Raw genomic sequence first — 15,224 nt, forward strand, 5'->3', positions numbered from 1 at the left:
GTAGAAACCGTAGCAACGGCCGCCGCGAAACCGTCCGGTGAGACTGGCCCGCGGAAAAGCAGTGCCCGGAGTTCCTCCATGTCGCCGGCTAGCAAATGCCCCCCCACCTGGGCCGCTACGGCAATGATCATGTCGCCTGCCAGGAGCAGGACCCGGCGTGACCGTCGGCCGAATACCCGTCGTAATATGACGGGCTCGTTACGGGTAAAGGCTCCTAGTTCGGGTACAACCGCGCCCTTGACGGACCTGTGGGGTTGGGTGATCAATCCTGACAGTGAGTCGCCGGTTGGCCGTTCCCCGGCCTCCCCGGTGCTGCGCATGACACACTTTCCCCCCCAACTTGTCCGCCGGTCCCCTTTATACAAACGTAACGTCCGTGAGGAACCCCAGCCGTCTCACCAGAATATGCCACGTCGCTGCCACTTTCAAGGAAGATCAGCCTGTGCGGACAATGGCAGGCTCATTGAGGCAAATCCATCCAGAACCAGCGGCTCCTCCCCTAGTAAACCCAGATTAAGGATACTGTATCAAGCCATCCCTTGCATGAACATTCCATTCAGTTCGTGCGAATTGTCGATTTTCCTCCTACGTACCAATCCTGATGAAAGATTTACTTTTTCGCACGTTCCTCACTCCTGCCTCCTCCCCTCCTGCGGCTCCCGGCCGTTGTCCGGGACATCGGCTGGCAACCCGCATTACGGGGAACTTGTCGGGGGCGCGATTGACGTGAGCATGTCATCATACAAGCCTAGCAAACGCTGTGACATGATCCTCCACGAGAAATGCTCGTCGTAAATCCGGCGCGCTCGGACCGCGAAGGCCCGCCTCTCCTCTCCCGTCCACCCAGCGGCATCCTGCAGGGCGGTCTCCAGGCTGTCCGTGTCACCGTAGGGCACCACGTACCCCAACTCCCAGGCTTTGACCCGCCGGTCGATCCCGGTGCCTTCTGCCACCACGATGGGCTTCCCCAGCCGCATAGCCTCAAACAGCTTGTTGGGGCTGGAGTACCGGTAATTGGGGACGGACGGGTCGTAGGTAGCCAGCAACACGTCGGCCCGGACGTAGACCTCCATGCAGCGGTGATGGGGCACGCGCCCACGGAAACGAACGTTGGGCAAGGCCGCAGCCGCCTTCCGGATCAGGTATTCCTCCGCCCCGAACCCGCCCAGGTCCAGTTCCCACTCCGGGTGCCGGCGCATGACCTCAAGGAGTTCCAGCAGTCCCCGATCGGCCTGCAGCAGGCCGATGTATGCCAGGCGGAGCCCCCGCCAGGGCGGCAGCCCCCGAATCACATCCTTCGGATCCCAATCCGGGCTGTTATAGACGATCTCCAGCCGGCGAGGGCGGGCCTTCCCCAGCTGGGGGAGGCGGTTGTCGTCCGCCAGGATCACGGCGTCAGCCCACCCCAGGAGCCAGCGATCCACCCGGGCCAGGCAACGGCGCAGGAATCCAGGCAGTCCCCGCACCGTGTCGGCGCACCAGTCGAAGATGTCGTAGACCACCCGCTTCCCCAGGAGGAGCTTCACCAGCAGGGCGGGCACCAGCGTATCGAAATCGCAGGCGTGGATCATCGAATAGTACCGGCGGTGGAACAGGAGCCAGTACACGAGATGCAACTGCCAGCGCAGCAGGGCCGGCAAGTTGCGCGTTCCCCCACCGTAGCGGCCTGGCGTGCGCAGGCGCACCAGTATGCCAAAGGGGGTCCCCTCTAGTTCCGGGAAGGCGCCCTCCCGGTCCCACCCCACCACCGTAACCTTAAAACCCCCGCGGGCCAGGGTCCGGGCGACCCGCTCCACCCGGGGGTCGGGTGCCACGGGATTGGACCTCAGGATCACCACTCCCTTCGTTCGGGGAGCGGCCGCCCGTGTCACGGCCCGGGCGGCGAGGTCCACCGCCCCGCCCAGGAAGAGGTATGCTAGGGTCCACTGCAGCGTCGCCCCGGGCTCCTTGACGAAGCCGCCCGCGGCGAAGAGGGCGCAGACCGCGTAGACCCAGCCGGGTCCACCAGGCAACACAGGCGGGATGCCGGGGTGCAGGCGCCTCGCACTGGCCACCGTCAGGCGGGCGCCTGTCCTGAAGCCTTGGGAAGCCCCTCCTTCGCTCCGGCTGGTCGCAGGGGGCCGGGCTACGCCGGGCATGCCGCGGACCCAGTGCTGATGTCGGTGCTGTCCCGGCGGCCCGCCGGAGGGACAACTTCTCCTGGCCCCGCGGCGCCAGAGCCACCGGTCGCCCCCGGCCGCCAGCAGCCCCGCCAGGACCCCCGCCGCGGGCAACGGCCAGGGCCCGAAGTTCAGGTAGCCCTCCTGGGGCAGGGTCACGTTGAAACCGAAGCGGGTCTGCCCGTAGAAGCGCTTCCACCGGTGCTCGTTGAGCAGGTCGGCGGCCGTCCGCCAGCGGGTAGCCTGCCGGGCGGGAGGAGTCAGGAACCGGGCCGGGATGGCGGCCAGGGTCGACCCGCGGCGGAACCCGTGCTCGGCCGCATAGCCCCGGGCCAGGCCCCACCCGTTAGCGTGGTCCAAACTGAAGCCCTGGAGGAGGGGACCCATACCCGGAATAGGCGCCTCACCACCGTGCGTAGCAGAACCCTGATGTCCCGAACCAGTCGCCATCCGGCCATATACCGGAGATCCCAAAGAACCTTCGCGGCAGGCGAAGTTTCGTACAGCCCTTCGACCTGCGCCAGGCCTGTCAGCCCTGGCTTGACGGCCTCGCGGAGCCGGAAGGCCGGTTCGTCCAGGGAGAACCGCGCCGCCAGCTCCGGGCGCTCGGGCCGGGGGCCCACCAGGCTCATCTCGCCCCGCAGCACATTGACCAGTTGGGGCAATTCGTCGAGATGCGTGGCCCGCAATAGTCGTCCAATTCGCGTCACCCTTGGATCGTCCTGCCGGGCCCAGACGGGTCCGGTGCGGCGTTCGGCTCCAACCACCATGGTCCGGAACTTCAGGATGGTGAAGGGGCGGCCGTGAAGGCCCAGGCGCGTTTGGCGGTAGAGGACGGGGCCGCGGTCGTCCAGCCAGATCAGCAGGGGGATCAGGGCGAAGGCCCAGGCGAAGAGGACCAGCAGCGCCAGGCTCCCCACCACATCGAGAAGGCGCTTGGCCAGGCGGGCCAGCGGGGGCGGCTTGAGGGGGCCAATGCGCAGGAGGGGTGCGTCCCCCAGGCGGCTCCACCGGGCGCTAGCGACCAGCACCTCGTAGGGGTCGGGGATGAGGTCGACGGCCATGCCGTTGCCCAGCGCCCACAGGAGGATCTGGCGGCGGGCGGCCGGGGGGACGTGGCGGCCGATGAGGACCCGGGGAACGCGGGTGGAGGTCCGGAGAGCCGGAAGACGGCGCTCGGGCGACCGGGAGACCGGCGGCGGGGATTTTGGTGGCGGGGAGTCCGGTGGCGGGTTGCTGGTCCCCTTGGGTCGGGCGCTTTGCTTCGGGGCAACGTGGACGGACGGGTGGCCTAGGCCGGCGTTGGACCTGGACACGGAGCCCGGGGGTTCGCAGCCGCCGGGTTCCGCGGGTTCGTAGGCCCAAGGGTTCGCGGGTTCGCAGCCCCCGGGTTCGGTGCAATCCAGTCCACTGGTACAACCCCATGCATTGGATTTGAAGGGTTCGGGCTGCCGATGCCCTTCTTCCTCGTGGACCGTCACCACGTCCCGATACAGCCGAAGAAGGCGCCGCTCCATCCGAGGCCAGCCCCAGCGACGGCGGTACAGCCGCCGGGCTCGGCGCGAGAAGGCCCGGCGCCGGGCCGGGGTCCACCCCGCCGCCTCGGTCAGGGCGGCCTCCAGCGCCTCGACGCTCCCGTACGGCACCACCCACCCCAGCCGGTGGCGCCGGACGCGGCGGTCGATGCCCGTCCCCCGGGCCACGATCACCGGCTTCCCCAGGGCCATGGCCTCGAAGACCTTGCTGGGGCTGGCGTAGCGGTGGTTGGGGATGGCGGGATCGTAGAGGGCGGGGATCACGTCGGCCCGGGCGTCAAGCTCCCGGCAGCCGGCGTGGGAGACCCGGCCGTGAAACCGCACGTTGGGTAGGCCCGCCGCCAGCCGGCGGAGGACCGGTTCTTCCGGACCGAAGCCGGCCAGGTCCAGGTGCCATTCGGGGTGACGGGCCAGGACGGCCAGCAGTTTCTGCAGGCCCCGGCCGGGCTGGAGGGTTCCCACGTAGGCGAGGCGCAGGGCAGGCCTTCCCGCCGCGGCCCGGTGCAGAATTTGCCTTGTCCTCTGTTCCCGACCCTCGGTCCAATCCCGGCACCCCGTCCCTGCCTCGTCCCGTGGCCCTGGCGCTTCGCCCTCGCCCTGCCGCGGGGCCCGTCCGGCCCTTTCGCGCTCGCTCTCCCCCTGCCGCTCCCCCTCCGGCTTCTTCCCTTGATGGGCTCCGTGGGATGGTGCCCTGGCCGTGGATGGCGTGGTCCCCTGCCTCTTCCCCTCCGGCTGGTCCCGGCGCTCCGGCTGCCCCTCGCCCTCCCGCTTCGCCTGCTGCTCCCCCTCCCAGTCCGGGCTGTTGTAGATCACCGCCAGGCGGCGGGGGCGGGCGGCGCCCAGTTGGGGCAGGCGGCGTTCGTCCGCCAGGATCACGGCGTCGGCCCGGGTGAGGAGGCGCCGGTCCAGGACGGCCAGGAGGCGGCGGGCGGGGCCGGGCAGGCCGGCCACGGTGTCGGCATACCAGTCGAAAATGTCGTAGATCACGGCGATGGCACCGGGCGGGCGGCAGGTGGGGTGGCCACCCGGGTGGGGGGACCGGCTCCGGGTCCAGATCCGGGACGCGAGGCCGGGCCACCGCGGCCGGTACGAGGCGGCCTTGGTCAGCAAGGCCGGAACCAGGGTGTCGAAGTCGCAGGCGTGGATCACGTCGATCTGGCGGCGGTGGCGGAGGAGCCAGCCCAGGAGGCGGGCCTGCCAGCCCAGCCAGGCGGGAAGGTGGCGCAGGCCGCGGCCGTAGACGGCTCGGTTCCACCCCACCACCTGGACCTCATAGCCCGCCCGGGCCAGGCTGCGGGCCACCCGCTCCACCCGGGGGTCGGGGTCGACGGGGTTGGAGCGGCAGATCACCACCCGCACGGGGCGGCAGGAAGCGGGGGTGGCAAGCTGGCGGGCCTGCCCCGGCGCCGGCATCCGGGCTGGGGCAACCGGCGGGTGGGCGGACTGTGGAGCTTGCCTCGGGGTCGAAGCGGGCCGGAGGAGGGTCGGTGGAGCCCCCGTCCGGCGGGGGGCGGTGGCACCGGCCGGATCGGCCGTCACGGGGCGGACCACGAGGCGAGGCCCGGCGTCGGCGATCCGGCGGCTGGTGCCGCCCCCATCGCCAGGATCCCCGCCGAAGAATCGGGAGCCAAGCCCGACCACGAGCCGGGCGCCGGCCTCGATGGCGGCCCCCACCAGCAGGTAGGCCGCGGTCCACTGCAGGGTGGCGGCGGGTTCCTTGGTGAAGGCCGCGGCGGCCAGCACCGCGCAGGCGGTGTAGATCTGGAAGGGCGCGCCAACGAGCCGAAGCCGGCGCCAGCCTCTGCATCGAGGGTCCCAGCGGGGGCAAGGGCGCCTGCGGGTGATATAGCGGTCCCCCGCGGCGGCCAGCAGGCCGGCCAGGGCGCCCGCCGCGGGCAGCGCCTCCGGCCCGAAGTTCAGGTAGACCTCCTGGGCCAGGGAGACGTTGAAGCCGAAGCCGGTCTGCCAGTAGAACTGGCGCCAGCGGTAGGTGTTGAGCACATCGGCCGCCGTCAGCAGGCAACGCTCGCCGCGGGCGGCGGGGGTGAGGATGCGGGCCGGGACGGCGGCCAGGGTCCGGCCCCCTAGGAACCCGTGCTGCGTGGTGAGGCCCTGGGCCAGCACCCAGACGTCGGGCCCGTCGAAGTTGGGGGTGCGGGCAAAGAAGTGAAGGGCGGCCGGGACGGGGCGCGGCGCCGGCTGCGGTTCGGAGTGCGAGGCGTTGGCCGCGGACGCCGGCCGTACAGCCTGGGCAGGGGGTGCCATCCAGGGCTGGGCACAGGCGGGTACGGCCGCGGCCGTCCTTGGGATTGCGGCGTCACCTGCAGCTGCGACTGGGACGGGAACCCCACCCGGCGCCTGCCCGGAAGGGGGTTGGATCGTGGGTCCGTCGGATCGGGCCGTCGCGGCCGCTGTAGGGCGCCCCCCTTCTACCACCCCGGCCACCGCCGTCGCCAGGGGCCGGGCACCGGCCAGGACGACGAGGAGCCCGGCGACCAGGACGGCCAGGCGGCGGAAGGTCCAGGGGCGGAGGCGCTCGTCCACGAAGGCCGTGGTCACCAGGGCGGTTAAGAGGTAGCCACGTTGGTAAAGGAGCAGCAGCAAGACGACCGCCCAGAGGCTTCCCGCCACCAGGGCCGCCGGGGCTACCGAGCCTGCCGAGACTGCCGGCCCCCAAAGGAAGCCCCTCCGGTGGCGATCACGGTCACCACCCCCGCCAGCGCTGCCACCACCATCCTCACCACCGTCACCGGTACGATGCCCGAGGGTTTCGCGAATGGTGCATACAGCGGCAGCTATCCGCGCCAGGGGCAAGCTGGCGGCCAGCGGGATCACGGCCAGGGGGAAGAGGATCTTCCCATAGGGGACGGCGGCGGTCAGCGTGGTTCCGGCCCGGTGACCCGGGAGCCAGGCGCCGCCGGAGAGGACGTGCATCGCGACGACGGCCGCCGTGCCGAGCAACAGGGACACGAGCCAAGCAACGGCCAGCGAGGGTGAGGCCGGGGTGGCCGGCATGGCCAGAATGGCCGGCAGTGTATCCTGGTTTACACTCTCCCCGCCTTCCCGGCGCCCGGGGGCATCCTTCGTCCTGCGTTTCGCCGGCATCCGGGCGGGCAACCCATAGGCGGTCAACCCATAGGCGGCCATCAGGATGGCGGCAAAGACCAATTGCATGGCCAGGCCGCGGTTGTAGGCCGCCCAGGCGGCCGGTTCGACCGGCGCCGGGGGCAGGAAGGACACCGGGGCGCCGCCGGGGATGAGGATGGCGGGGGTGCCGTAGAGCAGGTAGCGGCCGGTCAGCAGGTTGAGCAGCGGGCGGGCGCCATAGGCCACCGCCTCGAGTCCCAAGAACACGTGAAAGCCGGTGAACAGCGGGCGGCGGGTGCGCCAGAAGGCGAAAGCAACTAGGGCGAAATGCGCCAGGGCCAGGACAGCCGTGGCGCCGGGTGTGGTGAGGAATCCGTCCACCCCGCGTCCTCCTTCCGTGGATCGCCGCGCGGCCGTCGATCTCTGAGCGGCCGACCGGCCGTGGAATCCGTCCCGGCGGTGGTCCGTGCGGGGAAGGCCGGACTCGGGCGGGACGGGTCCCAGGATGTCCCTTGATTCGGGATATCCTGGAGATCGGGAATTGGCGGGGAGGTGTAACAGATCGAGGCGGACGCCAAATTGTGCCGGTTGTGGCGGTCGCGTGGATTGGGCTTACGGGACCGGGCCGCAGTGAACCGGCTGTGGGGGCGCCAAGACCGGAGAGCAACTGGCGGGCCGGCTCCGGTAACTAGACGCGGGGCTCGGCAATGGGATGTGGGACGGGGCGGCCCGCACCGGGAAACCTGCACCGGAGAACCTGCGCTGAAGGGCCGGCCGGATGAGAACCTGATGAGAACCTTCATCGCGCATCTTTACGTCCAGGTAAATCTTGGTGTATGCTGCGGTATGACGCGAACCCGTTACTGCGGGCGGTTTGGCAAAGGAAAGGGGCCAGGCCATGGCCCAGAGGATTGAGGTTCCGGTTCACCCAGCGACTTTGCGCTGGGCGGTACAGCGGGCCCAGGTCGGGCCGGAGGGGTTGGCGCGGGCGGTCGGCGTGACGCCCGAACGAGCCTTGGCGTGGCTGGAGGGAAGGGCACGGCCCACGTACAGGCAGGCGCGCCAGATTGCCCGGCGGCTTGACGTTTCCCTTGGGCAGTTGCTCCTCCCCCCACCTGAACGGGTCACCTTGCCCGTCGCCGATTTCCGCCGTGGTCGCCTGGCCATGGACGAACCTAGCCCCGCGTTGTTGACCATCCTCTATGACGCCCTGCGCAAGCAGGACTGGTGGCATGAGGTACACCGGGGAAGGCACTTGGATTTCGTCGGCAGTTTCAACTGGAGGCAAGCCCGACCTACCGACGTGGCGGAAGCCATCCGAAAGGTCATTCCAGTCCAGCAGGAGCAGCGCCAGGCCCGCGATTGGGGCGACTTTCTGAGCCGGCTTGCTGCCGCTGCGGAAAAGGCCGGCATTCTGGTCTTGCGCCGTGGAATCCTCGGTTACAACACCCACCGCCCCCTCGACCCGGAGGACTTCGCAGGATTCGCCCTGGCCGATCTGACGGCACCGCTGATCTTCATCAACACGCGGGATTACGTCGCGCGACGTAACTTCACCTTTGCCCATGAATTGGTGCACATATGGCTCGGCCAGAGCGGCGTGGACGACAATTTGGAGCTCGAGACGCCCACCGACGTTGAGAAATTTTGCGACCGTGCAGCAGCCGAGTTGCTGGTTCCGGAAGAGGACTTCCGGCACGTCTGGGCGAGTGCATCCGGCGATCCGCACAAGGTTGCCGAACACTGCAGCCGGGTGTTCTGTGTCAGCCTCTGGGTCGTAGCACGCCGGGCGTTAGAACTTGGCCTCATTGCCAGGGATGAATATCGGGATTTAATGGAACGTTACCAAACCGCGCTCCGCCGGCGGAGAAGCGAAAACCGCGGCGGCAATCCCTTCCGAAACATCGAGGTGTATAACAGTCCCACGTTCACTAGCGAAGTGATTGATGCCACCCTGCGGGGTGAGCTGGGATACGGCCAGGCGGCGTCCCTATTGGGGCTTAAGATCTCTACATTCGTCGCTTATTTGGAGCGTCGGATATAAATGGCATACCTTGTGGATGCCAATGTGATGATCACACCGTTCGCAACGCCATCATTGCACACGCTTCGCTTGGCTTTGGGCTATTCTTCGACAGATGCCGTTGTAGAATGGCTCAAGCAATGGTTTACGAGTGCCTTCACGAGCGGGCACCTGGTTGGCTCACGTGAACTCATTGGTGAGGTCGAAAAGCGGAAAGATGTTGCTAGCCAGTTAATACAAACGCTAGCAGATAACGAACTAATTCGCCTTCTTGATCCCTTACCGGCAACATTTGATTATCTGACGCAAATCGAAGCATTTGTTAGAGCGCATTTCCGGGAACACCAGGCGGATGACTTTAGCCGCGGATACGATGGATGGTACATTGCCCTTGCAAAGACGTACGGCATCCCTCTTGTTACATTCGAAGGCTTATATCTACCTCAGTATCGTCAGGATTTTCGCAAAATCGACGGCAAGGTTCGGATCCCGTTCATTGCATGGGTGTTTGAAGTGGAGTGTGTTTCCTTTTATCAAGTCCTCAGTCCTCCTGGAACTTTAGGGATTACTGCTTAGTTCTTATGGAGCATAAAGTGTATCGGCTGAGTTCAGTCTCTCTTTGCCCTGCTCAGCCGGTCCAGCCGGAGCCGATGATACCCGTCCATGAGCGACCGGTAGGCATACGCCACGGCCCCCAGGGTCCCGAGGGCCGTGGCGGCAGCGATCATGAACATGATCACGATCTGGTAGCGGACGGCGTCGGCCGGGTCGGCGCCGGCCAGGATCTGGCCGGTCATCATGCCGGGCAGGCTGACGATCCCGACCACGGCCATGCTGTTCAGGGTCGGCACCATGCCCGTCCGGACCGCATCCCGGATCACGTCGCGGCAGGCCTCCCACCGCGTGGCCCCCAGGGCCAGCAGGCCCTCCACCTGGTCGCGGCGGCGGGCCAGCCCCTCCAGGAACCGGTCCAGGCCCAGGGACACGCCGTTGAGGGCGTTCCCCAGCACCATGCCCAGCAGGGGGATCACGTACTGGGGCTCGTACCAGGGCTGCGGCCGCACGATGGCGGCAACTGCCAGGCCCGTCACCAGGAAGGCCGACGCCAGCACCGAGAGGGTGCTTCCGGCGTAGATCCCCCGGAACCGGCCGCTCACCCGCCCCACCGCCGCCTGGCCCGCCAGGGTGGCCATCACCAGGGCCAGCAGGACCACCCAGAGGGGGTGCCGCAGCCCGAAGATGAACTTCAACACGTAGCCGATGAGCAAGAGCTGGACGAGGGTCCGCACCGACGCCACCAGCAGCCGCCGCTCCAGGCCGAGCCCCAGGGCCAGGGAGAGGGCGCCATTGATCAGGATCAGGCCCGCCGCCAGGGCGACTTCTCCGTAACCGAGCTGGATGTAGCCCACATCCACGGCCGTGCCTCCCCCACCGGTTTTGCCAGGGCGACCTCCCGGTCCGCCACCCGCGCCAGCTGGTCCCGGTCGTGGCTGGTCCACAGACACGCCCGGCCGGGAGCCGCCGCCCGCCAGCGGGCGATCAGAGCCTCCGCTTCCCGGGCGGTGGCCTCGTCCAGGGAGGCGGTGGGTTCGTCCAGCAGGAGGATGGCCGGTTCCACCAGCAGCGCCCGGACCAGGGCGGTGATCTGCGCCTCGCCACCTGAGAGGGCTGCCACCGGGCGCTCGAGGAAGCTGGCGTCCCGGCCCAGGGCAGCCAGCAGATCAAGCGCCTTCTGCCGCTCGAACCCGACTGCCGCGGCGCGGCCGGGGTGCCGGGCACCGGGGTGGCCGGCACCCGTGGCGGGCCACCGCCGCCGGCCGCGGTGCGCCCGCTGCCGAACGGCCAGGGTGAAGGGACGGGCCAGGTTGTCTTCCACCGTGCCGTCGAACAGGGCCGGGCGCTGGGCGACGTAGACCACCCGGCTCCGGTACAGCGGTGCGGGCCAGTCCGCCTGGGGCCGGCCTTCAAGGAACACGGCGCCCTCGTCCACTGGATCCAGGCCGGCCAGGGCGCGGAGAAGCAGGGTCTTCCCGGTGCCCGACGGGCCCGTGACGGCCACGCTCTCGCCTTCCGCCAGGGTGAGGTTCACCCCGCGCCACACCCACCGGGCGGGCTGGTCACCCGTGCCCGGCAGGCGCCGGCCGAGACCGGCGGCTCGCAGCAGCAGGTTGCTCAGCGCCATCGCCTCCGCCGACCATGGTATCGCGGGCTGGCGAGGGGATCCAGTCACCGCACACCTGGCGGTAGACGGCCAACGTCGCGGCGACCATCCGCTCCACGGTGAAACGGGCTTCGTACCGGGCACGGCCGGCCGCGCCCATCCGCCGCCGCAGGCTGGGATCGGCCAGCAGCCGGCCGAGGCAGCGAGCGGTGGCCACCGCGTCGCCCGGGGGGACGAGAAACCCGGTGATGCCGGGCTCGACGGCTTCGGGGATGCCGCCCGCGGCGGTGGCCACCACGGGCACCCCGGCGGCCATGGCTTCCAGGATGGCTAGCGGCAACCCCTCCCGGCGGGAGCACAGGACGGCCACGGCCGCTCCCTGGACCACGGCGGCGCCCTCGGGCTGGGCCCCCAGGAACCGCACCCGGTGGTCGATGCCCAGGCTGGCGGCCAGCTGCCTGGCGGCGGGCAGCAGCGGGCCGTCGCCGGCCAGTTCGACCACCCAGCCGGCTCTCCGGCCGGGGGCCTGGAGCCCCTGCCGCTCCAGCAGCGCCACGGCCTGCAGCAGGGTGGGGTGATCCTTGGGTGGTTCGAAGCGGGCGACCATGACGATCCGCAGCGGGGTCGCGGGGGCCGGACCGGCAGGGTCCGTCCAGGGCGGAGCAGCAAGGCCAGTGCGGCCTGGAGCGGCAGCGGCGGCCTGGGCTGCAGCGGCAGCAGCAACGCGACCCGTTTCAGCAGCAGCCGTCCGGGTTGGACCGGGAGGGGCAACCGGGCCCGGAGCGGTAGCGGCGGTCTGGCCTCGGCCGGCAACACCGGTGGCGCCCGCATAGGCAGCGGCCACCGACCCCGAACCGGCAGGGGGAGCCGGCGCCGGATTGGCAGGGGTGGCCCGGGCCGGGTCGGCTACGCCGTTGGGGATCACCACCGCCCGCCGGGGATCCAGTAGGCCATGGCGGAGGCCCTCCTGGTAGTCGTGGTGGCAGACGGCGATGGTCGCGGCAGCCGCAGCCAGCCGGGCCAGCAGGCGCTCGCCCCACCGGGCCAGGGCCAGGACAGCCCTTTCGCCGGGAGGCAGCCCGCCGGCACCCCCCACCCCCTTGCGCCCGCTCGCCCGGGCCCGGGGTTGGCCCGTCGCCCAGGGCCAGCCGTGGACGGTGATCACGCACGGAATCCTCAGGGTCGCGGCCGCCAGCCGGGCAAGCCAGGTTGCTTTGGTGGAGTGGGCAGCCACCAGGGCGGGGTTGGCCTGCCGGAGGGTGCGGCGCAGGGCCAGCAGGGCTCGCAGGTCGGCCACCGGCCGGATGGGACGAACCAGCTGCGGCAAGGACCGGTACGGGATGCCGGCCTGGCGCAGGGCCTCGGCGAAAGGGCCCGGTGGGCCGGTGACCACCAGGACCGGCACACCCCGGGCCTGAAGGCCCCGCGCCAGGTGGAGCACGTGCACCTGGGCGCCGCCGGTGCGGTCGGCGCGGGTGACCACCAGCACCACACCCCGGGCTCTGAGAGGGTCACCGGCGGGCGCCGCAGGCAGGATGGCGGGAACGGCCGAAGGCTGGGTCCTCCACGGCACCAGGGATCCGCGCATGGGCGGGCTCCTCCCCACCCGCCCCCGACCCGGTGGCGCGGCCGGATCCGGTGCCGCGCACCCAGCGCCGTACCAAGGGATCGGGGCGGGCCTCGGCAGTGAAGGCCCGCCCCGGGTTGACCGGTCTGTTCCCCGAAAGTGGGGGAGGTCCTGCCACCTCCCACCACCGCTGGTCCTGCGAGGTCCCGGCCCCGTTCGAGGACCTCGCGCAGTTCGGGTACCCCTGCCCCCAGCAGGATCAACCGATCACGATAAGGATTCGCCCTCGGAGCAAACCTTCCTCTCCCTGGTATCGAAAATTCATGGATACGTTTTTAGAAGTTGTCTCCACAAGTCCGCTTTCTGGGTGTCGCACCAGGCGGCTGGACTGGTTCAAGTCCGCGGCGCCGTCGCGACGCCGCTTGCACCATCTCACCAGGACACCAAGACTCGGCGTTCAACACCCCCCTTACGGCGCCTCCCGCACCACCGCATCGTGGGCGCGCAGGGCGACCGCCGCCGCCTCGGCCCGGGTGATGGACCGGCCGGGGAAGAAGTACACCGCGTCCCCGCCGGCCGACGGCGTGCCGACCATGATCTTCGCCCGGGCCACCGCCCCGGCGGTGCCGGCCAGGGCGCCCGAGACATCGGCAAAGGGATTGGGGGCGTCCTGGGACAGGCCGAGGGCCCGGGTCACCATGAGAGCCGCCTCGATCCGCTGGATGGGCTGTTCGGGGCGGAAGGTGCCGTCGGCATAGCCGCGGATGAACCCCGCCACCGCCGCCTTTCGCACGTAAGGCCCCAGGTTGCCGTCCTCCTCGTCGACATCGGGGAAATCGGGCGACGGGCTGCCGTCCGCCGGGCGGTCGGGCAAGGGCTCGCCCGTGGCCCGTTCCACCGCACCGACCAGCAGCTTGGCGAACTGGTGCCGGGTCACGGGCTCGTTGGGGGCAAAGCGCTCCGCCGTGTACCCCTGGGCCAGGCCAAGCCGAGCGGCCCGCAGGATCTCGGCCGCCAGCGCCATGTTGGGGCTCACGTCGGCGAAGGGCGGCGGGGCCACGGCCTCGGCCCACACCGCCCCGCGGGCCGAGACCATCCCGCCCGTGGCGACCCAGCCGCTCAGGCCGGGCAGGGGTTGTACGGTGGAGAGCACCTGCTGGGCCAGCTGGACCGGGGTCAGCCAGGGATAGCGGCTGGCCACCAGGGCCGCGGTGGCCGTGACGAAGGGCGTGGCCATGGAGGTGCCGCTCAGCCAGGCGTAGCTGCCCCGGCCCAGGCCGGGCTCCAGGGGGCCGGGCCCCGGCAGGCCGGCGGCGGCCGGTTCGTCCCGCACCGGCACGGTGTTCAGGACGAACCAGCCTGGCGCCGCCAGGTCGACGGCCTGCCGCCCGTAGTTGGAGAAGACCGGCAGCTGCCCCCGGTTGTCCGCCGCGGCCACCGCGATCAGGTTGGGGGCGTCGCACGAGGCGGGGTAGAACGGGGTGGTGTCCAGATCCTGGGCCTCGTTGCCCGCGGCGGCGACGAACAGCATGGGCGATTCGGCGATGACCTGGCAAAGCCGGGAGTCCGCCGGGCCGGGCGCGCCCCAGGACATGTTGACGATCCGGGCGCCCATGCGCCGGGCGTAGCGAATGGCCTCGATCACCGTGGCGGTGTCGCTCTGCCCCTCGCCGTCGAACACCTTGAGCACCATGAGCTTGACGCCGGGGGCCAGGCCGGCCACGCCCTCGCCGTTGCCCGTGCGGGCGGCCAGGATGCCGGCCACGTGGGTGCCGTGTTCTTCCCCGTCGGCGGGGTCGAAGACGGTGGCGTCGCGGTGGACGAAATCGTAGCCGTGGACGTCGTCGACGTAACCGTTGCCGTCGTCGTCGCGGCCCGGCTGGCCGGTGGCCTCGGCCGTATTGGTCCAGAAGGCGCCCGCCAGGTCGGGATGGTCCAGCTGGACACCGGTGTCGATCACGGCCACCCGGACCCCCTCGCCCCGGCTGAGGACCCAGGCGGCCTCGGCGCCCACGTCGGCCCCGGGGGTGCCCGTCTGGCCGCTGATGGCCTGGCCGTCGTTGCGCAGGCCCCACTGGAGGGGGAAGCCGGGGTCGTCGGGCAGGGCGGCCAGGCGGTAGGTTGCCTGGGCCGCGGTCCCGGGGTGGCTGGCGGGCTCCGGCGCGGGCCCGGTGGGGGTTGCCGGCGGCGTCGCCGCGAGCCCGGTGGGGGTTTCCAGCGGCGTCGCCGCAGGTCCGGTGGATGTGGGCTGCGTCGCCGCAGGCCCCGTGCCGGCCGCGACGACTGCGGTGGAAGCCGGGGCAGGCGTGGAGGTGGCCGTGGATCCGGGAGCGCCCATGGGCGTCGGAGCGGCTGCGGGCGCCGGAACCGGTGCGGACGTGGGAGCAGGAGCGGGCACGAGCCCGAGGACCGCCAGGGTGAGGGCGACGGCCAGCGCCGTAGTGGCCGCCCGGCGTGCGGTGCGGGAAAGGGATCCCGGTCGCGCCCGCCCGGCGTACCGGGCCGTCTCCGGTTGCAACCGGTGCATCACCCGCCGCCTGCCCCCGGTTGTTTCCGAAGGCGCCCGCTGCACCTCCCGCGTGCCCCCGGCTGTTTCCGAAGGCGCCCGCTGCGCCGGCCCGGCCGCCCCGTATAGCGCCCGAGGCACCCGCCCGGCCGTCTTCGCCGCCGCACCCCTCCAACCCCCCGCCTG

At 70.5% G+C, this 15,224-nt stretch carries 8 protein-coding genes; 2 read left to right on the top strand and 6 right to left on the bottom strand.

Annotation, left to right across the window (positions count from 1 at the left end):
- Positions 1 to 695: 695 nt before the first annotated feature.
- Together THESUDRAFT_RS07255 and THESUDRAFT_RS07260 are read right to left on the bottom strand one after the other, a co-directional pair.
- A complete protein-coding gene (locus THESUDRAFT_RS07255) occupies positions 696 to 2,519 on the bottom strand; it encodes a glycosyltransferase family 4 protein (protein ID WP_169328685.1) in 1,824 nt (607 codons plus the stop codon).
- Positions 2,420 to 7,162 carry a sugar transferase gene (locus THESUDRAFT_RS07260; RefSeq protein WP_006904120.1) on the bottom strand — a complete coding sequence of 1,581 codons (4,743 nt, stop codon included), beginning with the start codon at positions 7,160 to 7,162 and terminating at the stop codon, positions 2,420 to 2,422. Before THESUDRAFT_RS07260 ends, THESUDRAFT_RS07255 begins: the two co-directional genes overlap by 100 nt.
- 598 nt (positions 7,163 to 7,760) lie before the next feature.
- On the opposite strand from THESUDRAFT_RS07260, the gene THESUDRAFT_RS07265 reads away from it, so the two are divergent.
- Together THESUDRAFT_RS07265 and THESUDRAFT_RS12910 are read left to right on the top strand one after the other, a co-directional pair.
- A complete protein-coding gene (locus THESUDRAFT_RS07265; RefSeq protein WP_156821753.1) occupies positions 7,761 to 8,825 on the top strand; it encodes a helix-turn-helix domain-containing protein in 1,065 nt (354 codons plus the stop codon).
- Complete coding sequence (locus tag THESUDRAFT_RS12910; protein WP_083855377.1) at positions 8,826 to 9,380, top strand: DUF4411 family protein; 555 nt, start codon at positions 8,826 to 8,828, stop codon at positions 9,378 to 9,380. It begins immediately after the preceding gene.
- Between the two features lie 32 nt (positions 9,381 to 9,412).
- Here the strand turns inward: THESUDRAFT_RS12910 and THESUDRAFT_RS07270 are convergent, their stop codons facing one another.
- The 4 genes from THESUDRAFT_RS07270 to THESUDRAFT_RS07290 all read right to left on the bottom strand — a co-directional run bounded on the left by THESUDRAFT_RS07270 (position 9,413) and on the right by THESUDRAFT_RS07290 (position 15,059).
- Positions 9,413 to 10,219, bottom strand: a complete 807-nt coding sequence (locus THESUDRAFT_RS07270; protein WP_006904122.1) for an ABC transporter permease — start codon at positions 10,217 to 10,219, stop codon at positions 9,413 to 9,415.
- Positions 10,162 to 10,986, bottom strand: coding sequence for an ABC transporter ATP-binding protein (locus THESUDRAFT_RS07275; protein ID WP_083855378.1), 825 nt, complete (start codon positions 10,984 to 10,986; stop codon positions 10,162 to 10,164). The genes THESUDRAFT_RS07270 and THESUDRAFT_RS07275 overlap by 58 nt, the downstream gene beginning before the upstream one ends.
- Complete coding sequence (locus tag THESUDRAFT_RS12330) at positions 10,922 to 12,553, bottom strand: glycosyltransferase (protein ID WP_006904124.1); 1,632 nt, start codon at positions 12,551 to 12,553, stop codon at positions 10,922 to 10,924. The genes THESUDRAFT_RS07275 and THESUDRAFT_RS12330 overlap by 65 nt, the downstream gene beginning before the upstream one ends.
- Before the next feature lie 448 nt (positions 12,554 to 13,001).
- Positions 13,002 to 15,059 carry a S8 family serine peptidase gene (locus tag THESUDRAFT_RS07290; RefSeq protein ID WP_242823271.1) on the bottom strand — a complete coding sequence of 686 codons (2,058 nt, stop codon included), beginning with the start codon at positions 15,057 to 15,059 and terminating at the stop codon, positions 13,002 to 13,004.
- Positions 15,060 to 15,224 lie beyond the last annotated feature (165 nt).

Origin of the sequence: Thermaerobacter subterraneus DSM 13965 (assembly GCF_000183545.2) — a bacterium.
GTDB classification, from domain to species: Bacteria; Bacillota; Sulfobacillia; order Thermaerobacterales; family Thermaerobacteraceae; genus Thermaerobacter; species Thermaerobacter subterraneus.

Excerpts from the sequence above, each read along its gene's own strand:
- THESUDRAFT_RS07290 (WP_242823271.1), bottom strand. The coding sequence starts at position 15,059 with ATGCACCGGTTGCAACCGGAGACGGCCCGGTACGCCGGGCGGGCGCGA.
- THESUDRAFT_RS12910 (WP_083855377.1), top strand. The coding sequence starts at position 8,826 with ATGGCATACCTTGTGGATGCCAATGTGATGATCACACCGTTCGCAACG.
- THESUDRAFT_RS07275 (WP_083855378.1), bottom strand. The coding sequence starts at position 10,986 with ATGGCGCTGAGCAACCTGCTGCTGCGAGCCGCCGGTCTCGGCCGGCGC.
- THESUDRAFT_RS12330 (WP_006904124.1), bottom strand. The coding sequence starts at position 12,553 with ATGCGCGGATCCCTGGTGCCGTGGAGGACCCAGCCTTCGGCCGTTCCC.